Origin of the sequence: Caminicella sporogenes DSM 14501, assembly GCF_900142285.1 — a bacterium.
Lineage (GTDB): Bacteria > Bacillota > Clostridia > Peptostreptococcales > Caminicellaceae > Caminicella > Caminicella sporogenes.
The window spans coordinates 21647-44405 of sequence record NZ_FRAJ01000015.1; the positions used below are offsets into that span (position 1 = coordinate 21647).

The 22759-nt window shown below is 30.2% G+C and carries 18 protein-coding genes; 1 reads left to right on the forward strand and 17 read right to left on the reverse strand.

Translation table 11 applies throughout. From position 1 onward, the window contains the following. Positions 1-165: 165 nt before the first annotated feature. The 13 genes from BUA90_RS09050 to BUA90_RS09115 all read right to left on the reverse strand — a co-directional run bounded on the left by BUA90_RS09050 (position 166) and on the right by BUA90_RS09115 (position 14103). Positions 166-1053: a sulfite exporter TauE/SafE family protein gene (locus BUA90_RS09050; RefSeq protein WP_072967839.1), complete on the reverse strand. Its 888-nt coding sequence runs from the start codon at positions 1051-1053 to the stop codon at positions 166-168. 342 nt (positions 1054-1395) lie between these two features. Next, positions 1396-2403 carry a proline racemase gene (locus BUA90_RS09055; RefSeq protein WP_072967841.1) on the reverse strand — a complete coding sequence of 336 codons (1008 nt, stop codon included), beginning with the start codon at positions 2401-2403 and terminating at the stop codon, positions 1396-1398. Positions 2404-2406: 3 nt separating this feature from the next. Beyond that, positions 2407-2877 (reverse strand): glycine/sarcosine/betaine reductase component B subunit, encoded by a 471-nt coding sequence (locus BUA90_RS09060; protein WP_072967843.1) that lies wholly within the window; start codon positions 2875-2877, stop codon positions 2407-2409. 12 nt (positions 2878-2889) lie between these two features. Next, entirely contained in the window at positions 2890-3651 is a 762-nt protein-coding gene (gene prdD / locus BUA90_RS09065; RefSeq protein WP_072967845.1) for a proline reductase cluster protein PrdD, read from the reverse strand. 63 nt (positions 3652-3714) lie between these two features. Next, entirely contained in the window at positions 3715-4440 is a 726-nt protein-coding gene (gene prdB / locus BUA90_RS12180; RefSeq protein ID WP_094756830.1) for a D-proline reductase (dithiol) protein PrdB, read from the reverse strand. After that, entirely contained in the window at positions 4441-4707 is a 267-nt protein-coding gene (locus BUA90_RS09080) for a CBO2463/CBO2479 domain-containing protein (protein WP_072967851.1), read from the reverse strand. 18 nt (positions 4708-4725) lie between these two features. Next, complete coding sequence (prdA, locus tag BUA90_RS09085) at positions 4726-6630, reverse strand: D-proline reductase (dithiol) proprotein PrdA (RefSeq protein ID WP_072967853.1); 1905 nt, start codon at positions 6628-6630, stop codon at positions 4726-4728. Positions 6631-6671: 41 nt separating this feature from the next. After that, a complete protein-coding gene (prdC, locus tag BUA90_RS09090) occupies positions 6672-7955 on the reverse strand; it encodes a proline reductase-associated electron transfer protein PrdC (RefSeq protein WP_200793511.1) in 1284 nt (427 codons plus the stop codon). A 289-nt stretch (positions 7956-8244) separates the two neighbouring features. Then, on the reverse strand, positions 8245-9996 hold the full coding sequence (gene prdR / locus BUA90_RS09095) for a sigma-54 dependent transcriptional regulator PrdR (RefSeq protein ID WP_072967857.1): 1752 nt from the start codon (positions 9994-9996) through the stop codon (positions 8245-8247). A gap of 286 nt (positions 9997-10282) precedes the next feature. Further along, the gene (locus BUA90_RS09100) at positions 10283-11008 is read right to left on the reverse strand and encodes an ABC transporter ATP-binding protein (protein ID WP_094756831.1); all 726 of its coding nucleotides are present in this window, start codon (positions 11006-11008) and stop codon (positions 10283-10285) included. A gap of 4 nt (positions 11009-11012) precedes the next feature. Beyond that, positions 11013-11762 carry an ABC transporter permease gene (locus BUA90_RS09105; protein WP_072967859.1) on the reverse strand — a complete coding sequence of 250 codons (750 nt, stop codon included), beginning with the start codon at positions 11760-11762 and terminating at the stop codon, positions 11013-11015. Next, the gene (locus BUA90_RS09110) at positions 11740-12765 is read right to left on the reverse strand and encodes an ABC transporter substrate-binding protein (protein ID WP_072967861.1); all 1026 of its coding nucleotides are present in this window, start codon (positions 12763-12765) and stop codon (positions 11740-11742) included. The genes BUA90_RS09105 and BUA90_RS09110 overlap by 23 nt, the downstream gene beginning before the upstream one ends. Positions 12766-12873: 108 nt before the next feature. Then, on the reverse strand, positions 12874-14103 hold the full coding sequence (locus tag BUA90_RS09115; RefSeq protein ID WP_072967863.1) for a BaiN/RdsA family NAD(P)/FAD-dependent oxidoreductase: 1230 nt from the start codon (positions 14101-14103) through the stop codon (positions 12874-12876). A gap of 445 nt (positions 14104-14548) precedes the next feature. Here BUA90_RS09115 and adhE point away from each other — a divergent pair, with 445 nt between their 5' ends. Beyond that, positions 14549-17140 carry a bifunctional acetaldehyde-CoA/alcohol dehydrogenase gene (gene adhE / locus BUA90_RS09120; protein ID WP_072967865.1) on the forward strand — a complete coding sequence of 864 codons (2592 nt, stop codon included), beginning with the start codon at positions 14549-14551 and terminating at the stop codon, positions 17138-17140. Between the two features lie 66 nt (positions 17141-17206). Here adhE and treR read toward each other — a convergent pair whose 3' ends face one another. The 4 genes from treR to purD form a co-directional block, all read right to left on the reverse strand. Continuing rightward, on the reverse strand, positions 17207-17935 hold the full coding sequence (treR, locus tag BUA90_RS09125; protein ID WP_072967867.1) for a trehalose operon repressor: 729 nt from the start codon (positions 17933-17935) through the stop codon (positions 17207-17209). A 79-nt stretch (positions 17936-18014) separates the two neighbouring features. Then, positions 18015-19679, reverse strand: coding sequence for an alpha,alpha-phosphotrehalase (gene treC, locus BUA90_RS09130; RefSeq protein WP_072967869.1), 1665 nt, complete (start codon positions 19677-19679; stop codon positions 18015-18017). 91 nt (positions 19680-19770) lie between these two features. Then, positions 19771-21195: a PTS system trehalose-specific EIIBC component gene (treP, locus tag BUA90_RS09135; RefSeq protein WP_072967871.1), complete on the reverse strand. Its 1425-nt coding sequence runs from the start codon at positions 21193-21195 to the stop codon at positions 19771-19773. A 301-nt stretch (positions 21196-21496) separates the two neighbouring features. Then, positions 21497-22753, reverse strand: coding sequence for a phosphoribosylamine--glycine ligase (purD, locus tag BUA90_RS09140; protein ID WP_072967874.1), 1257 nt, complete (start codon positions 22751-22753; stop codon positions 21497-21499). Positions 22754-22759 lie beyond the last annotated feature (6 nt).

The following is a 22759-nucleotide window of genomic DNA, read 5'->3' on the forward strand; positions in this document are numbered from 1 at the left end:
AAATATAATTAAAATTTGTCAAATTTTTTGCAATTAATGTATTAAAAATATTAATTTCTGGTTAATTTTACTAAAAAATAAAAATAAAAATTACTTCTACATAATTTAAATTATGTAGAAGTAATTTTTACTCTTTATTGAATTTTATTAATTGATAACAAATTATTAATTTTTATCAGATATTTCTAAATCTTTTGTACTCACAGCTGACTTGATTAGTGTAATTGATGTGTATAGTATTACACCTATTACTAGCCATCTTAATACATTTAAAGGTAATGACTTAACTATATATGCAGCAATTATAACCCCTACTATACCACCTAATGTAATACCCATAGAAGCTCTTCTATCATAAGCACCTTCTTTAACAAATTTAACAGATGCCACCGGCATTAAAAATGCACATGAACCCATCATTATAGGAAACGCTACCTTTGGTGACATACCAAGCATATAAACTAAAGCCATACAAGGTGCATAAAGACCAATACCAGCAGTCATTAAAGCCCCAAGTATAAAGTTAGCAATTATACCGATTATTAATTTTCCGCCTGTTAGTCCTATAGCTTCTCCTCCACCAGGCATCCATTTCATTTGACCGGCAAGCATTAAAAATGCAGTTATAAATAAAGCAATACCCATTGTAATTTGAACTTTCTTTTCTGGAAGTTTTGAAACTATTCCTGCTCCTATCCATGCACCTATTGTCGCTGCAGCAATCATTGAAATTAAAGTAACCATTTCAACTTGAATAACTTTTATAAATATGAATGCTTCTACTATAACAGGTAAAGTACAAGAAACGTTTAAAGTACCCGGAATAACTCTGTCATGAACTTGCTTAAAAGCTCTTAATAATGCTGTTGTAGGAGCGAATGAACCTATTCCTAAAGTATCAAAGAAGTTAGTAACAAAACCTATAGAAGTAACTTTTACCCAAGAATTATCCTCTAAATTGTCCTTATGCTTCATAAAATCTTTTACAAAAACTGCAGTAAACCACGCACCAAAAGCAGCTAATGCCGACAAAACAGTAGTTATAACATTCATAAATTTCCCTCCTAAATTTAATATTTTTGATTTTCAATTGATTAACAAATGTTAAATTTTAACACTATAAATAAAAAGTATAACAGCCCTATAAATTTACTTATATTAAAATATACTAACATAAATATTAAGTTTTTGCAAAAATTTAATGCAAAATTTCACTTTTTATAATTTTTTGATAATTTTTATTAATTGATACTAATCTTCACCAATAAAAACTGTCAGGCAACAGCTTACAGCTTATTCCATTTTTAATCCCTTACTGTAACCTGTCACCTGTTCTCTGTTATTTTTAATCCTTTTCCATTTTCAAGATATTTTTTTAACAAAAAAGCTTATAATTTATTTTAATACGAAACCATATTTAAGTGGGTCATCAGGGTCTATTAAGAAATGATTAAATCCAGTTATATATGCAGAACCAGTAATTTCTGGTATAATAGCTTTGTAGCCTTTAACTTCAGTTGTTCCTACCACTCTACCTTTAAATAAAGTTCCCAATATACTTTCATATACAAATAATTCATTTTCTTTTATTTTGCCTTTAGAATATAATGTAGCTAATTTAGCACTAGTTCCTGTTCCACACGGTGACCTATCTACTTGTCCCTGTCCAAATATAACTACATTTTTTAAGTTAGCATCGGGATGAGTAGGTTCGTCATAAATTTCTACTAAATCTACTGTTTTTATATGCTCAAGCTCTGGATGTTGGATTTCAATAGACTTGTTAATAATATCTCTTATATTCAATCCTACTTCAATCAATTTTTGAGTATTTTGAGGGGCTACTTTTAGACCAAGCTGTTTAGCATCTACTATAGCAAAAAAGCTACCTCCAAAAGAAATGTCAAGTACAACTTTTCCTATTCCCGGAACATCAATTTCTACATCTTTTTTATAATGAAAAGCTGGAACATTTACTATAGATACCTCTTTTACTTTTCCATTTTCAACTTTTGCTTTAGCTTTTACTATACCTGCTGGAGTATCCATAACAACATTCGTATAAGGTTCTACTGCCTTAATAATTCCAGTTTCAATAGCTACGGTAACAGCTCCTATAGAACCATGACCACACATATTTAAATATCCGCCGCCGTCCATAAAAATTATTCCAAAATCTGCTTCTTCATGTACAGAAGAAGTTATAACTGAACCAAACATGTCATTATGCCCTCTTGGTTCAAGCATAATTGATTTTCTTATATGATCCATCTCATTTTCTAAGTATGCTTTTTTTTCTGCCATAGTTTTCCCTGGTATATTCGGGATACCTCCAATAACTATTCTAGTTGGTTCTCCCATAGTATGAGAATCTACAGCATGAATACTTCTTATCGCTCTCAATATTTATCCCCCCATCTTTTTTATTTTTAATTTTAATAATGCAAGAGCTTTTCTAGCATCTAAATGATTTACGTTGTTTTCTCCAACTACTTCTGTTTCTATGCCCTCTTTCGATTTGTTAAAATCTACTATGGTATCCATATATTTATTTGTAACTACAAATTTTGCCTGATTTCCTACAAAACTCATTCCTACAACAGGAATTCCTCTTTTTCCTATTTCTTCAATTGTATTAGCAAAATCAACATGAGAGTTTCCCCAACCATCAACAGAAATAATCACTCCATCGGCTCTCATTGCTTCAACCCATGCAGCAACTCTCTGTCCCACAAAGTATTTATCTTTATTATCTTGAGGAGTACCTACAATTATTACTCCCAACAAATCAGTATCATCATCATTTGATACAACATCTAAAAGGGGGTCTCTAAAATGATGTAATGAAGTTTCTTTAGTTGAGGGACCTATTCCCATAATCCTCACCTCTTAAGTCATCGCTTTTAAAGCACCATCTCTATATTCATTAGGCGATAAAATAATAGGTACATTGCCTAAGTCTATATTAGACCATCCTCCCTTAATTCCTGAAGGTTCGTCTGGAAATAATTGATTATCATGCATTGCACCTTGGCCGCCTACCTGCTTAACAATGACAATTTTCTTCTTACCGGGTCTTATCTTATCGAAAAATTCATGAGACTCTGTAGCAGTTCTTCCATCTAACTGCTTTAATATGTTTCTGTAAATTTGAATAAATTCATCACATGTCTTATGAATCGCTGTAGTTATACGCCTGTCAATATGAAGTCCTGACTTTAAGATTACATCAAAATGAATAATGTAATCATTTCTAGAAGGTGTTCCTGCTCTATTGAATATAAGTTTTTCCCTCAATATTCCATTAGATGAACCAAAATTGCTAAGCTGTATACCTTCTGAATCTGCTCCAGTAAGTAAAACATAAACACCTGTTAAAGTATGAGTAATTCCTTCTCCAAGCCTACCTAATACCTTTGTAGATATAGGTATAATATCCATTATATTGTTAATTTCAATATCATAATTACCGGGTTCAATTATATTTATTTTTATCTTTTCAAATATATCTTCTGAAGAAGTAAAATAATCATCAAGTTTCTTATCAATTTTTAAAACTCCATTTTTTATAGAGCTTTTTTCTCCATACTCAACTTTATCTATATGAAAAGATTTTATAACAAGCCTTCTCATGATTTTTTCTTTTTTCATAACATCACCTTTATTTTTTTGTCTTCTCTACCCCTTAAACAAATAAGGGGTAGAGAAACAAAATTATACTTTAGCAACATATTCATATGGGAGAGGTACTATTTTCCCTGGAGTTGATATTTCTATTAGTTGCTTTAAAGTATCTTTTACTATTGCTTTTTGCATTTCTGGATTATTTGGCTCACCAGCATTTGCACCCATTGGAACCAATGGAGCAACTGCTCTTGGAGAACCATTTTGTCTTACTACAGGAGGAAGTGCTGCAATAATTATAGTAGGTATTCCAGCTTCCTCAATCGCTCTCTGCACAATCACGGCAGAGCGGTGGCAAGTACCTCAGCCAGCAGTTAGAACAACTGCATCAACTTCTTCTTCTTTTAATCTTCTTGCTATTTCTGGACCAGTTTCTTCTCTAAATTTCTGCTGGTCTCCTCCACCACCCATGAAACCAAAATGTACTGGTGCAATTTCTTTGATAAATCCTTCTTCAACTAATTCTCTTAATCTATCTATTGGAAACATACAGTTTATATCTTTATTTACATCAGCATTATCGTATCCACCATGAGATACCATTAATTCACTTGAAGGTGTATCTCCAGGTATAACTCTAAAAGTAAAATCTCCTGCTAAATTAAATCTCTTATCTGATTTTAAATGCACACCAGCAGCTGTTACTAAAGCAACTCTCATCTCACTTAAATCTTTAGTAACTGGAGTCCATACTGGTGGAGGTGTAATAGGAACATAAATTTCTGATTGAAGTCCCTTTATTACTGTAAGACTCATTTATTTTCCCTCCTCTTTTCTCTTTTTATCTCTTTCAATATTATCTACATATTTTTGATTAACTTCACCACTTAAAACTTCAGGATAGCTCATAAAAAATCCTACTTCTTGCCCAAGTTTCAAATCATAGTCAGTAATGAGCATCCTCTTTGGAACTCTTAAATGTCCAATTCTTCCTTTTAAATCTATTCCAACTAATCCATCTTTTATTTCAACTATTACTCCTTCAAAGAACCTCGTATTAAAACCGTATTTTAATCTATCCATATTTTTAACCACCTAAAATTACTCTTCTTCTTTTTCGTATATTTCTCTTCTCTTCTTACTCTTTGGTAAAATTTGTTCATTTTCAACTAATTCTATCTTTTGTCCTAATTCTTTCTCTATAAGTTCTATATTGTTGAGTTTAACATTGTTGTTCCATTTTCTCTCTGAAGGTTTTACTTCTTCTCCTGCCATAACTGTTTTAAGCATAGCTAATGCTCTTATTGCATCTTCTCTACATAATGTGTTGTTAGATAAAATTTCATTTTCAATTCCTTGTTTAGACTTATTAAGGTCTACCATATATTTCATATGTTCATTACCTACAACTAGAGCTCCTTGAACTGCAGCAAATGTCATACCTACAACTGGAACTCCTCTCTTACCAACTTGTTCATGGTGACTAGCAAAATCTATATGGTTATTTCCAAAACCTTCTGTAGTTATTATAGCTCCATCTACATCCATAGCTTCTACCATCATACCTAGTCTCTCAGATACATAGAATTTTTCAGAATTTATTTGAGGAGAACCTACAAATATAACTCCAGCTAAATCTATTTCTTCATCATTCATGGCTTCAATTACTAGAGGCTCTCTCCAGTAATGTCTTGAAGTTTCTTTAGATGCAGGTCCTATACAAGTCAATGCATGAATACCACCATCTAAAACTTCAAGTGGTGATAATACTACAGGTATATTGCCTAAATCAACATTAGGTTTTGCACCTAAAACTCCAACTGGTTCAACAGGTAAAATCAAGTTGTCATGCATTGCACCCTGTCCCATTATCTCTTTTATAATAACTACTTTCTTCTTACCTGGTCTTCTATATTGCACTAGTTCTTCTGTATCTACTACTAAACTGTCATCTAACTTCTTCATAGCTTCTCTAATTTCTTGAGTAATATAGTCAGAAGCTTTATGAGCTGCAAGAGGACCTGGTCTTTCCATATTTGTATGTTCTTTTATAACAACTTCTGTCTTTATGAATATTTCACCTTTTTCTGGTGCACCTGGTCTTCCCCACATAATATTTCTTTCAAGTATTCCTTCAGAAGAACCAAACTCTCCTATTTGTACTCCTTTTTCATCTGTACCTGTTACCATCATTATAACGCCATCTAAAACTCTTGTTACACCACTACCTATTTTACCTTCTTCTTTAACTGCTATAGGCTGAACATCCATGATAGTTTCGCTGTACTCATCATACTTGTCAGGAGTTATTATATCTATTTTTATACTTACAACTAAATCATCAGCTTTAACAGCATCATTACAAATATCTTTTCTAATGTAAAGAGTAGTTCCTTCTATTTTTGTTTCATCACCAAATTCAACTTTGTCTATTTTATAATGTTTTTTAACTAACCTTCTCATTTCTTTTGGTTTAACTTCTTCATTAGCTTCAACATTTACAGATTTAGCGTCAGTTAAATCAGGAGCATTACCAACAACTTGACCTGCATTAGCTACTGGTGCTCCAACAACTTGACCTGCAATACTTAAAGGTATTTCTAAATTAATATCCTTACCTTCTCCTATGTGAATTCTTACACTACCAGCTGCTGCACTGACTGGTGGTAATGGTGGTAATGGCGGAGCTACCTTAGGCTCATCTTTTTTATCTTCTTTTACATCTCCTGCTGTTTCTTTAGTTTCTTCTATTGTATTTATACCTTCTAATAAATCAGGAGTTAATGGAGTTAGCGCATCAACAGTTTTAGTTAATTTAGCACCTAAAACTTCTCCTATTTTCAAACAATTATCAGGTATTTCTAAAAGCCCTGAATCTTCTAAATCTGGAAAGATATTAGGGTCTTCTAAATTTGATGGTTCAATTACTGTGCCTGCTTCAAATCTACAGCATGTAACAGCAAAATCATTTGCATGCTGCTTTGCAGTTTCAGCTGTAATTGACATAACAATCCCTCCTCTAACATTAATTAATATTTATTTATAAATTATTTCTTTCTTCTATATAATCTATGACCAGCAGCTCTTAAAACATGGTCAGTACTATGATAAACTGCGACTCCTACCCTAGGAGCAACTTTCATAACTGTGTTAGTTCAATCCTCACAAGTTCCAGTTATTATAACCTGTGCTCCATGTTTTTTCAAATATAAAACTTTTTCTGCTTGACCTGGACATACACCGGGCTTATCACATCTATACCTGCCATTAACTTCTACCATTCTCTTACATTTTGTAGAAGCTACTATTTCTGCTCCCATTCCTTTAGCTATTTCTTCAAGCCTAGCTTCTTGAGCCCCACATTCACATGCAATTACTCCTACTTTTCGAGTTTCCTTTGGAAATGGTAAACTTACCAATACTCCTCCAGTCGTCTTTGTTACAGGAGAATCTTCTTCTCCATGTTTTCCTGTAAATGGACCTCCAAGAACTATTTCACCATATGGCTCAACATATCCGCCACATTTATCAATAAAATATTTTACAGGCATTCCTAAAGGTACATCTAAAAATACTTTTCCTTCTGGTCTATCTTTTACTCTCCCTCCAACAGTCAAATCCTTTGTAATAACAGGTCTTCTCTCTTCTATTGCTAAAACTATATTTTTTATAGTTTCCACATTTAGAACTACAGCATTTGCTTCAATTGGAAGCTGACCTGGCTGTAATTCTACACCTAGCAATTCTCTTATTATTACTCTTTCATCTCCTGCTGGATACATATCTGGTAAAAACTTAACTTCTATGTTCTCTTCTTCCTTACAAACTTTTCCCATAGATATAATGGCTTTTTTATGTTTAGGCTTTATAGCTATATATCCCTTAGAAGCATTTGTTATTTCCATAACATATTTAATGCCTCTTAATATTGTTTCAGGATTTTCCTCAACAAACCTTATATTATGATTTAGAATTGGTTCACATTCAGCAGAGTTTACTATTATATATCCACCTTTTAAATCTGCTTTCAATTTTATATGAGTTGGGAAACCTGCTCCTCCAGCACCAACTATTCCTGCTTCTTTTATTGCTTCAAGATAATTGTCAGTCTCCTTAATCTTCACATATTCCTCTGGTTGATTTTCAAAGGCTTCTATAACTATGCTGTCATCTTTTATTTCTACCACTTTTCCATATACACTAGAATGTATATTGGCTCCTAAACCATCTGGCAGTGCAACTAACTGTCCTTTTTTAACTTCTTCACCTACTTTAACTATAGGCTTACATAAATTTCCTACATGCTGTTTTAAAGGAAGTACTATTCTCAAATCTTCACCTCCTTACTTTATCAATTACTCACTTATTAATAAAGCAAATGTCGTGCCAACTTCATATGTTAATTTATAAAAATTCTTTATATCTGCATTTAACAGTATTTAATTTAATAATAGAAATCTACAAATTTTTAATTTAACAAATAAATTGTCGTATTAACGTCAGTTTTTTGTACACCATTATACATATAAAAATTAATATCTCTTATAAATGTCTATTTTAAGCAATCTTTACAAGCAAAAAAAAATGTCAATACTTTGACGTTTGTCAATTAATTGACATTTATTTATCTGCACTTATTCCATAAACATCCATTTTATAATACAATGTACTCCTTGGAATATTAAGTAGCTTTGCAGCTTTTGCTTTTTTTCCTTTTGCCAATTTCAAAGCTCTTTTAATAGTATACACTTCTACCTGTTTTATTGCCTCATTTAAATCTAAAGGATATTTTTCTTCTTTTTTTAATTTTTTTACTTTGTCAATTATGTAATTTGGAATTAATTCCTTAGTAATTACTCCATCCTTACATAAAACTATCAAATTTTCAATAGTATTCTTTAATTCTCTAATATTCCCCGGCCACTCATACTTTTGCAGTATATCAATTACTTCCTTTTCTATTTTAGGTGGACTTATATTATTTTTTTCGCTCAATTCCTTTAAAAAATTATGCGTGAGTAAAACTATATCATTTTCTCTCTCTCTTAATGGAGGCAATTTTATTTCAACAACATTTAATCTATAATATAAATCATCTCTAAATTTTCCTTCTTCAACCATCTTCTTTAAATCTTTATTAGTTGCTGAAATAACTCTAACATTTACACTTATACTTTTTTCTCCTCCAACTTTTCTAATTTCCCTTTCTTGCAGAACTCTCAACAATTTTGCCTGCATATACATAGGCATATCTCCAATTTCATCTAAAAAAATAGTTCCATTATTAGCCAATTCAAATATGCCTATCTTGCCCTTTCTCTTAGCACCTGTAAATGCACCTTCTTCATATCCAAATAGTTCACTTTCAAATAATTCTGCCGGAATAGCACTACAATTAACAGGAACAAACAGTCCTTTCCTATTACTATAGTCATGTATAGCTCTAGCAAAAACTTCCTTTCCTGTACCACTTTCTCCTGTGATTAATATCGTTGCATCAGTTTTTGCAACTTGTCTAGCTATTTCTATACTCTTTAACAGCTTCTTACTTCTTCCAATAATATTTCCAAAATTATCACTTGAAAACTTCTTAACTTCACTTTTTAAAAATTTTAATTCACGAGTTGCCTTTTCTAATTGATGTGATAATTCCTTTACTTCTGTTACATCTCTATCTGTAGATACAACTCCAATAAATTCATTATTTATAAATACTGGAAAGACACTAATTATAATATGTGCATTTTCACAAGGTGAATGATACCTATTTCTTATAGGCTTTCTTGTATCTAAAACTTTAACCATTATAGCATTTGGAAAAACTTCTTTTATATTTTTTCCTAATATTTTTTCCATTTTGACATTGTATAATTCTTCTGCCTTTTTATTCCAAAGTACAACTATCCCCTTTTTATCTATAGCACATACAGCTTCATGTATGTTATTGATAATATGACTTAACTTTATTCCAAATTGTTCCATTTTCATATAGAAAAAATCTCGTATTTCTTCTACTCTTATTACACCTATCAATTTATCATTTTCGACAACTGGCAGCCTTCCAATCCCTTTTTCAACCATAATATCTCTGCAGTTTAACAAACACTCATTTTTATTAATAGTTATAACATTTCTTACCATAAATTGTTCTATATTAGATTCTACATTAAAAATATCATCTCCTATTTTAGAAATATCAGTTAAAGTCAATATACCTGCTAATTTCCCTTTATTATTTAAAACAAATATTTCTGTTAAATTTTTCTGAAGCATTTTCTTAACAGCTGATTTCAAACTGCATTTTTCATCAAGAGAAATAAAATTTTTAGACATAACATCTTTAGCTAAAGTCTGATTAGACATAAAAAACATGAATATATCACTCCTATAAAACATAGTGTTTAGCTTATTTCCAAACACTGTAAATAAAATCTTTAAATCTATGAAAATTTTTTTATCTAATGGAAATATAATTCAAAGACCTCTGCTTGATAATAAAATTTGACGAAACACTGGAGGGAAAAGAATATGATATGACTTTCTTTATAAATAGAATACTATAGCTTCTGTAATAATACAAACTATTTTTTTATTAGTTTTTAAAAACTATAACTATTTTAGAACTAATTTGTTAAGTTTCACTTCTTTACAGAGGAAATTACACATGTGTAATTTCCTCAAAATTATCTATAATTTTTTTCTCTAACTCTAATATATATTTATTTTTCAAACTCCGCTCTCTATGAGGAATTTCATTTACCATTCTCAATTTTACATTTGTTGGTTTTTCGCTGAGAACATAAATATCATGTCCAAGAAGCAGCGCTGCATGAATATCATGGGTTACAAAAAAAACTAATCTCTTATCTACTTCCCACAACTTTATAAAACAATCTATAAGTTTAAATTTCAATTCAAAATCTAATGATTTAAACGGTTCATCCATCAAAAGTACATCTGAAGGATATGCAAATGCTCTTGCTATAGCTGCTCTCTGCTTCATTCCTCCACTCAATTTATTTGGATAATAATTTCTAAACTCCATTAAGTTTACCATTTTTAAATATTTTGTAATTACTTTTTCTCTTTCTTTCATTGCCATTTTATCTTTTAATATAAAATCAATATTTTCCCAAACTGTTTTCCACTTAATAAGTCTCGGTTCTTGAAATAAATAGCTTATCTTTTTATTCTCTAATCCAATAACTTTTCCTTTATCAGGCTGTATAATCCCAGCTAAAATATTGAGTAAAGTCGTCTTTCCACATCCAGATGGTCCTAATATCGCTATAATCTTTTTTCCTTCTATATGCATTGTAAAATTTTCCAAAACTTTTAATCCTTTATAACTTTTATAAATATTATCTATTTTAATAAAAGCCATATAATCACTTCCATTTTTCTATCCTATTTTGAAGCTTTAAAAGACTGTAGTCAAAAATAGCAGATATTATAACTGCAATAATAACCCAAGAAAATACTCCTGCTGTATTTAAATTATACTTTTCAAATTGAAGTCCTTCTCCTATCGATACAACCGATTGACTTAAAACTTCAGCAGCTATAACAACTTTTAGATTTAATCCTAAACAAGTTACAGCACCAGCCATAAGATAAGACAAAATAGATGGAAAATATATCTCCTTAATAATTCTCCACTTCTTTACTTTATATATGTTGGCCATTTCAATCAAATCCTCATCTACATTTCTTATTCCTTCAATTATGTTAGAATATAAAATAGGAAATATTATTAAAAAACCAACAAGTATTGGAGTATATTCTGAACCGAGCCATATCAATGATAATAAAATTATTGCAATGGATGGTGTTGATTTTATAATACCTACTATTGGTTTAAAAATATAATGTACCGGTTTAAATATACCACTTAATATTCCAATAATAACTGCAAGTATTAATGATATAAAAAAACCTGTCAAACTTCTAAATATAGTATTAAAAACAGCCCGTAAAAAAGTTTTCTGCTTAATAATACTTATAAGTTCTATTAATGTTTTTTCTGGTGAAGGAAGCATTATCTCAGAATCTATAATTAATGATAAAAATTTCCATAGCATTATCAAAACTGCTATGGAAATTAGTAAGTACAACCTATCTTTCAAAATAGAATTCATCTTCTGGAAGTTTACCTCCTATTGATTCAGGTGAAAAATCAAATAACACCTTCAAATATTCTCTTATAGCTGACTTTGCATTTGAAGCATCTACATACTTTATATTACTTCTTGGAATAGCTTTTTCCACTATTTTAGCATTAAGACCTATATTTAAATCTTCTACATATGTACCTGCTTTATCTGGATTATCATTAACCCATTTTATGCTATTTTCATATTCAGTAAGAAATTTATCTACTACTTTAGGGTACTTTTCTAAAACTTCATTTTTAATTATCAAAGAAGATTGTGGATAACTTTCATATCCGGTTAATTTTTTCCACTCTTTTTGCATATCTATATAGATTTTAATATCTTTATTTTTCATAAGGACTGTTGTAAGCATGGGTTCAGGAATTATACCTATAGTATTTTTTCCAGCTATCATCGTTTGTGCAAGTTCCTGAGGAGAAGATAAATAATTTAATTTTAAATCTTCATCTGGATTTAATCCATTTTTAGAAAGTAAATATCTAAATAATATATCCGGAGTCAATCCTCTACCAATAGTTACTACTTCTTTGTTTTTTAAATCATTCCATTTTTCTACATTTTCAGTCCCAGCTACATATAGTACACCCCAAATAGTTGGTGCTGCCAATTTATACGGCACACCCTTATTATATAATTTAGCTGCCAGATTAGTTGGCACAACTGCAAAATCAACTTCTCCAGATATTATTTTAGCTGCTAATAAATCTGGCGATTTAATGGATTCATAAATCACTTCTATATTATCCCCAAAACTAGGCTTATCTTTAAACATTTTGATAAGACTTACCGTAGTTGGTCCACTAGGAGCAGCTACTTTTAATGTGATTTTTTCATTTTCTTTTTCATCTACTACATTCTTTTCTTGTTTTTCTTCAGCAGGTTTTGTATTTTCTGATGCAGGCAAACATCCCGTAAAGACTAATGCAAACAATGTCAAAATTAAACTTAAAGAAATAATTTTTTTCACTTTTCTCTCCCTCCCTAAATTTATTAATCATTCTAAATTATCTTCTAAAATTCCTAATTCTATTAAATAACTTTTATCAATTTATTATATCATAAACCGACAACTTCTTTAGAGGTTTTTTGCAATATCCCTACCTGCAGCATATCCCATTGAAAATGCAGCTTGTAAATTATATCCACCTGTATCTCCGTCAACATCAAGAACTTCTCCAGCAAAATACAATCTTTTCAAAATCTTTGATTCCATAGTCTTATGATTAACTTCTTTTAAAGATACTCCGCCTCTTGTAGCCATAGCAATATGATAATCACCTAATTTTTCCACTTCCATAGGAAAAGACACAAGCATTTTAATAAGCTCATTTCTTTTCTCTTTACTAAGTTGTGAACACTTTTCTTCTTCTATTCCAGCAATTTTAAGTATCTTTTCAACAAATCTTTTAGGCAGTAAATACTCTTTTAAAAAAGTCTTTATCATTATTTTACCATTCGACTGAAGTTTTCTTACAAATTCACTTCTAAAATCTTCTTCATTTTCTGTTCTTACAAAATTAATTTTTATTACATCTCCAGCAACTACATAACGTGAAAAATTTAATATTCCCGGTCCTGAAATATTTCTATGAGTCAAAAGAACATCTCCAACAGTTTCCCTTATTTTTCTATTATTTCTCCAAAGTGATATAAACACATTCTCAAAAGATATACCTGATAATTCCTTAAAAGGATATTTCTTTATAAATAGTGGAGTAAGCGAAGGTGCTAAAGGCTCAATAGTATGTCCTAAAGAATTTGCAAATCTATATCCATCTCCTGTTGAACCAGTTGCACCATAAGATTTTCCACCAGTAGCTATTACTAAAAAATTAGATTTATATACTTTCTCAACTGTCTTTATTTTAAACTTTCTTTCCTCTTTATCATATATAACTCCCTTTACATTTTTATTATACCTTATATCTACTCTTCTCTTTTCACATTCTTTAAGCAGTATATTTAAAATATCAAAAGCTTTTAAAGTCTCTGGAAATATCTTACCATTTTCATTACTAATAAAATCCAGACCTCTTTTTCTAAAAAAATCTAACAAATCATCATTATTAAAATTATATAATACATGTCTTAAAAATCTGCCATTTTCACCATAATGATTTAAAAACTCTTTTATACTGCCATCATGAGTTAAATTACACTGACCTGCACCTGATAAAAGAAGTTTCCTTCCAGCAGTTTTATTTTTTTCAAGTATAACAACTTTTCTATCATCTCCACTACAATTAATTGCTGTAAATAAACCAGCAGGTCCAGAACCAATAATTACTACATCACAAATCTCCATACATATAACCTCCAAATATATCGTATCTATAAGAATTACCTTCCATGCTATTATACATACAATTTTAGTGTAATCTATATTTTATTTAAACACTATATAATTATACACAGAAAAAAAGAAATTGTTTTCCCAAATTTTTTATAAAAAAAGTACTTGATTTTATAAAAGTTTGTGATATTATTAACATGTAAAACAGCTTCGAAATCAAAAAATTTATATTTTTATTTCAAATTAACATTTTAAGCAATATATGTAAAAATCATGCCAACCCCCTTAAATATTAAGATTTTTTAATATTATCATAAAAAATACATATATCAATAAAATAATTAATAAATTATTTTTGCTCATATTTTTTCCTTTATAATACTTTTATGTTAATGTATGTATTTTTTAAAAAATCATGTTTGTTAATTTTTTAACTAATTAGAAAGAGGTGTTAATTATGTCTGTTAAAAATGTTGAAGATTTAATGAAAAAATTAGAAGAAGTAAGAAGAGCTCAAAAAAAATATTCTACTTATACTCAAGAACAAGTAGATGAAATTTTCAGACAAGCTGCTATAGCTGCAAATAATGCTAGAATTAAACTTGCAAAAATGGCAGCTGAAGAAACTGGTATGGGAATTGTAGAAGATAAAGTTATAAAAAACCACTTTGCATCTGAATACATTTACAATAAATACAAAGATGAAAAAACTTGTGGAGTTATTGAAAGAGATGAATCATTTGGCATTACAAAAATTGCAGAACCAATAGGTGTTATAGCTGCAATTGTTCCAACTACAAATCCAACTTCAACTGCAATATTTAAAGCTCTTATAGCACTAAAAACTAGAAATGGTATTATTTTTTCACCTCATCCAAGAGCAAAAAAATCAACAATAGCAGCTGCTAAAATAATTCTAGAAGCAGCAGTTAAAGCAGGAGCTCCAGAAGGAATTATAGGATGGATAGATGAACCTTCTCTAGAGCTTTCACAATGTGTAATGAGAGAATCTGATTTAATCCTAGCTACTGGCGGACCCGGAATGGTTAAAGCAGCTTATTCATCAGGTAAACCAGCTATAGGAGTTGGTGCTGGAAATACTCCTGCTATAATAGATGAAACTGCACATATAAAAATGGCAGTAAACTCAATTCTTCTTTCAAAGAGTTTTGATAATGGAGTTATTTGTGCTTCAGAACAATCTGTAATTGTCCTAGAAAAAGTTTATGATGAAGTTAAAAAAGAATTTTCAGAAAGAGGAGCTTATTTATTAAAGAAAGATGAAATAGAAAAAATTAGAAAAATTATTTTAGTTAACGGTTCTATAAATCCTAATATAGTTGGTCAATCAGCATATAAAATAGCTGAAATGGCAGGAATTAAAGTTCCAGAAAATACTAAAGTTCTCATTGGAGAGGTTGAATCTACAGAAGCTAGTGAACCTTTTGCACATGAAAAATTATCACCAATCCTTGCCCTATATAAAGTAAAAAGCTTTACTGAAGCTCTTGATAAAGCTGAAAAACTCGTTGAACTTGGAGGTTTTGGACATACTTCTGTACTTTATACAGACCAAGTCAAATCTAAAGATAGAATTGAAAAATTTAGTGAAGTAATGAAAACTGGAAGAACTATAATAAATATGCCTTCTTCTCAAGGTGCAATAGGAGATATATACAACTTTAAACTTGACCCTTCTTTAACTCTAGGCTGCGGCTCTTGGGGTGGAAACTCAGTATCAGAAAATGTTGGAGTAAAACACCTTTTGAATATAAAAAACGTAGCCGAGAGGAGAGAAAATATGCTTTGGTTTAGAGTTCCTGAAAAAGTATACTTTAAATATGGATGCTTAGCAACAGCTCTAAAAGAATTAAAAGATATGAATAAAAAGAAAGCATTTATTGTAACTGATAAAGTACTTTATAATTTAGGTTTTGTAGATAAAATTACAAAAGTACTAGAAGAAATGCAAATAGACTTTAAAGTATTTTTCGATGTAGAACCAGACCCAACTCTAGCTATTGCTAAAAAAGGTGCTGAAGAAATGAGAAGCTTTGAACCTGATACAATTATAGCCTTAGGTGGCGGTTCACCAATGGATGCTGCTAAAATAATGTGGGTAATGTATGAACATCCAGACGTTAGATTTGAAGATTTAGCAATGAGATTTATGGATATAAGAAAAAGAGTTTATAAATTCCCAAAAATGGGAGAAAAAGCTATGATGGTAGCAATACCAACTTCAGCTGGTACCGGTTCAGAAGTAACTCCTTTTGCAGTTATAACAGATGAAAAAACTCAAATTAAATATCCATTAGCTGATTATGAACTTACTCCAGATATGGCTATAGTAGATGCAGAACTCATGATGAATATGCCAAAAGGATTAACAGCATCATCTGGTATTGATGCATTAACTCATGCTATAGAAGCATATGTTTCCGTATGTGCTTCAGAATATACTAATGGTATGGCACTAGAAGCTATTAGACTAATATTTAAATACCTACCTCAAGCATACAATGATGGTCCAAATAATATAAAAGCTAGAGAAAAAATGGCTCATGCTTCAACTATGGCAGGTATGGCATTTGCTAATGCTTTCTTAGGTGTATGTCATTCAATGGCTCACAAATTAGGTTCTATGCACCATGTACCTCATGGTATAGCAAATGCTCTATTAATTAATGAAGTTATTAGATATAATGCAGTAGATAATCCTAGAAAACAAGCTACTTTCCCACAATATAAATATCCAAATGCTAAATGGAGATATGCTAGAATTGCTGATTATTTACAATTAGGTGGAAATACAGACGAAGAAAAAGTAGAATTATTAATTAAAGCTATTGACGATTTAAAAGCTAAATTAAACATACCAAAAACTATAAAAGAAGCAGGAGTTTCTAAACAAAAATTCTTTGGAACGTTAGATGAAATGAGTGAAAAAGCATTTGATGACCAGTGTACTGTATCTAATCCAAGATATCCTCTAATTAGTGAAATTAAGCAAATGTATATAAATGCATTTGGAAAAACTGAAAAATAATTATTCATGTATATAACATAAAAAATTAGCGAAGAATTAATTCTTCGCTAATTTTTTATGTTAATTTTAACCTTTCATAACTTCCTTATTCCTTCTAGCAAAATCTACAAATTTAAATTTGTCTGGTCTATGTCTTGATTCACTGTACTGAAAAAGACTAGCATCATCTAAATATATATAACTTTTTACAACAACAACCATATTATAGCCTTCCAAATCTAAATATTTTTTATCATCTTCTGTAGCTATTTGAACTGTAATTTCCTTTTTAGCAAAACTAATCTTAAGTCCTAATTTACTTTCTAAATACTCATATATTGAATCTTCACATATATCTTTAGTTAATAATGGTACAAATTTTTTATTAAAATAATCCTTATCTAAAATTATTTTTTTATTATCGATTTCCCTTACCCTTATAACTTTCCAAACATGTTCATCTCCCGATATTTGAAGCTGTTTCATCAAATAACTATCAGGTTTTATTACAGATAATTCTTTTAAAATCGTATTTGCATTTAAACCAATTTTCTTGCTCAATTCTTTAAAACTTATCAAACCCGAAACTGGAAAATTAAACTTGTGTATATCCAGTACAAATGACCCTTTCCCCTTTATCTTCTGTATATAGCCATTTTGCTCTAACAAATTCAATGCATTTCTTATCGTAGCTCTAGATACATTATACTCCCTCATCAAGTCATTTTCTGATGGAAGCTTTGAATTTGGTTTAAAATAGTTATTTTCTATCTTATTTAAAATCTCATTGTAAATATTCAAATACTTTTTATCCATACTTTATCACCTTGTAGACACTCACTTCTAAAAATTAATTTTTAAAAAACATATATAAAATAGTTTAACAACTTTACCATTATTTTTCAAGGTGATATACAATGGATTCATATGGTCTTAAATTTATCTTATGAAAATTTTCTGACGAATCATTATAATTTGAAAGTAAAACTTTGCTCTTATACTCTTTAAAATCTAATTCATCAGGCAACTCAAACATAGTGTATTTCCCATAAAAATTATTAACTACCAAAAGTTTTTCATTTTTATATTCTCTTATATAAGCAAATATATCATTATGTTCTTTTAATATCATTTTAAAATCTCCATAAGCAATTACATCATATTCCTTTCTCAAATTTATCAACTTTTGATAATGATAAAATATAGAATCTTCATCTTTTAAAGCTTTTTCTACATTTATTTCCTTATAATTTTTAGCTAGAGAAATCCACGGAGTTCCTACAGTAAATCCTGCATTTTCATCACTATTCCACTGCATTGGAGTACGAGAATTATCACGTGATTTACATTGAAGTATCTTAATTATTTCACTTTCTTTTTTGCCTTCTTGCTTTAATATATTATAGTAATTTATCGACTCTACATCTCTATATAATTCTATACTATCAAAGTATGGATTTGTCATACCAATTTCTTCACCTTGATAAATGTAAGGCGTTCCTCTTAACATGTGTATTACTGTAGCTAACATCTTTGCTGATTCTTTACGATACTTTTTATCATCACCAAAACGTGATACAATACGAGGCTGATCATGATTACACCAAAATACTGCACTCCAACCATTGCCTTTTTGCATTCCTACCTGCCAATTATCAAATATCTCTTTTAGTTTTATAAAATCAAAATCCATAAGTGTCCACTTATCGCCATTTCTATAATCTACCTTCAAATGATGAAAATTAAATACCATAGATAGCTCTTTTTCTTTTGGATTTGAATATTTAATACAATTATCTATAGTTGTAGATGACATCTCTCCCACTGTAATAATATCTTCATATTTTCCAAAAGTTTCTCTATTTAATTCTTTTAAATACTGATGTATTCGAAAACCATCTGTATAAAAACAGCGACCATCTCCTTTATAATCATCTTCATATACATCTGGCTTTGAAATCAAATTAATAACATCAAAACGAAATCCTTTTACTCCTTTTTTTATCCAAAAATTTACAATATCGTATATTTCTCTTCTCAGTTCTTCATTCTTCCAATTTAAATCAGCTTGAGTTACATCGAACAAATGTAGATAATATTCATCAAATCTTTCTACATACTTCCATGCAGAACCGCCAAATTTAGACAGCCAATTTGTCGGCTCTTTCCCATCTTTTCCTCTTTTAAATATATAGTAGTTTTTATATTTTTTATCACCTTCCATAGCTCTCTTAAACCATTCATGCTGTATAGAAGTATGATTAAATACCATGTCCAGCATTATACCAATGCCTCTTTTATCTGCTTCAAACACTAATTCCTCAAAATCCTCCATAGTTCCAAAACGTGAATCAATATTATAATAATCTGCAACATCATATCCATTGTCATTTTGAGGCGAAATGTAAAAAGGCGTAAGCCATATATAATCTACTCCTAAAATCTTTAAATAATCTAGCTTTTCAGTTACTCCTCTTAAATCCCCAAATCCATCTTTATTAGAATCATAAAATGATTTAGGATATATTTGATAAATTACACTTTTTCTAAAATCCTTCATAACTACATCTACTCCTTTAATTTATACAACTTATACTACAACAGAAAAAGAGTGGGACTAATCTCCCACCTTACTTTTTTCAGTTTTATAATTATTTTTGAGCTGCTATTTTTCTCTTAGCAAAAAAAATCGTCAATATAAAAGGCACTATAATGGCAACTAACATTGCTATAGCAAATGTCATCATGTTTTGTGGTTTTATAGACAATATACCCGGCAATCCTCCAACTCCAATTGAGTTGGCCATAACTCCTGTACCTACTGATATAACTGCTGCAATAGCAGAACCAATCATAGCAGCTAAAAATGGATATACATATTTTAGATTGATACCAAACATTGCCGGTTCAGTTACACCTAAATAACATGATATTGCCGCTGGAATAGAAATCTGTTTTTCTTCTTCATCTTTTCTATTGACATAAATCATTCCTAAAACAGCTGAACCTTGAGCAATATTAGATAGTGCAATCATTGGCCATAGGTTAGTTCCTCCTAACTCACTCATCAATTGTAAATCTATTGCATTTGTCATATGATGAAGACCAGTTATTACCAATGGAGCATAAGTAAAGCCAAATACTGCAGCAAACAACCATCCAAATGTTGACGTTAATCCGGAGTATACTACTTTTGAAATAGCAGCTCCTATTTTCCAACCAATTGGTCCTAATACTACATGAGCTAATAAAACTGTTGGTACTAATGAAAAGAACGGAACTATAATCATTGAAATATAACCCGGTGAAATTTTACGCACCCAAATTTCTAAATTTGCTAATGTAAAACCTGCCAATATAGCTGGTATAACTTGTGCTTGATACCCTATCATCTTTACCTGTGCAAATCCAAAATCCCAAACCGGAGGTTCAGCACCACCTGCTACAGCATAAGCATTTAAAAGTTGTGGAGATACTAAAGTAATGCCTAAAACAATTCCTAAAATCTGCGTAGTTCCCATTTTCTTAGAAATTGACCATGTAATTCCCACTGGTAAAAAGAAAAATATAGCCTCACCAATCAACCATAAAAAATGATGTACACCTGCCCAAAATTGAGAAACTTCTGTCAACGTTTTAGTTCCATTTTCTAATAGCTTAATATCACCTATAAGATTTCTAAATCCTAAAATTAAACCACCAACAACAATTGCTGGAATTAAAGGTGCAAAAATCTCTCCTAAATGTGAAATCAATCTTTGAAGTAAATTCATATTCTGTCGTCCCACTTTTTTTGCCTCATCTTTACTTACACCGTCTACACCCGATACTTTTACAAAATCATTATAAAAAGTTGACACTTCATTTCCTATTATTACTTGAAACTGCCCTGCTTGTGTAAACGTACCTTTTACTATTTTTATTCCTCTAATTTTCTCAACATCAGCTTTTTTATCATCATTTAATACAAAACGCATACGTGTAGCACAATGCGATACTGCAGCAATATTTTCTTTACCACCAATATATTCTAGTAGCTGTCGTGCTTCATTAGCAAACTTGCCATTATTACTCACACTAATACCTCCCTACTTTTTATATCAATTTCATTTTAAATTATTATATTTACTCTTTGTTGAAAACTGAAAACCTTTTCTCTTTTGCATCTTGTACGTACAAGTTTTTCTTAAATTAATTATAACTTGTACGTACAAGTTAGTCAATACGTTTTCCCACTTTTTATAAAAAATACTTAAATCATCTTAATATAAATTTTTAGCTTTAAAATTTGACAAAAAAAGAAAAGCATAATATGATATGCTTTTTTATCATTACTTAACAAATTTTAATATTAATTATCAATAATAGCACTCTATTTTAGAGTGCTATTTTCCCAATATCTTTTCTATACTGTTTTCCTTCAAAATCAATTTTATTAATATTTTTATATGCAATTTCTCTAGCTTCTCTTATAGAATTTCCTAGTGCAACAACTCCTAAAACTCTTCCTCCATCAGTTACAATATTTTCTCCATCAAATTTTGTTCCAGCATGAAATACTAAACAATCATTGATATTTTTTAATCCATTTATAATTTTACCCTTTTCATACTTTTCTGGATAACCTTTAGAAGCTAACACTACACATACTGCCTTTTTATCTGACCATTTTATTTCCTGTTTATCTAACCTTCCATCTAAAATACTTTCTATTATCTCTACTAAATCTGTTTCTAATCTAGTAAGTACTACTTGAGTTTCAGGGTCTCCAAATCTTACATTAAATTCTAAAACTTTAGGACTTTTATTAGCTATCATTAAACCTATAAAGATTATACCCTTATAGTCTAATCCATCATCTCTCAAACCTTTAATAAAAGGCTTTAATATATCAACTTCTATTTTTTTCTCTAATTCTTCATCAAATAGTATACTTGGAGAATACGTTCCCATACCACCTGTATTAGGTCCTTTATCATCATCAAATGCTTTTTTATAATCTTGTGCACTAACCATTGGTACAATTGTCTTTCCATCTACAAAACAAAGTATAGATGCTTCTATTCCATCTAAAAATTCTTCAATAACTACCCTGCTTCCCGCTTCTCCAAATTTTCTTTCTTTCATTATCATCTCAAGAGCATTTAAAGCTTCCTTTTCACTTTTAGCTATTACAACACCTTTTCCTGCAGCTAATCCATCTGCTTTTATAACCATTGGAAAACCAAATATTCCAATATCTTTAATAGCTTCATTTACATCTGTATATTCTTTATATTTAGCTGTAGGTATATTATGTCTTATCATAAAATTCTTTGCAAAAGATTTACTTCCTTCAAGTCTTGCACAATCCTTATTTGGACCAAATATCTTCAAGCCTTCTCTTTGAAATCTATCTACAATTCCATTTACTAATGGAGCCTCCGGACCTACCACAGTTAAATCTATACCTTTATCCTTTGCAAAAGATAAAAGTCCATCTATATCTGTATCACTTATGTTAACGACATCAGCTATTTGAGCTATGCCAGCATTTCCCGGTGCACAAAATACTTTGCTAACCTTAGGACTTTGAGAAAGTTTCCATACAATGGTATGCTCACGCCCTCCACTGCCAACAACAAGGATTTTCATTATAAC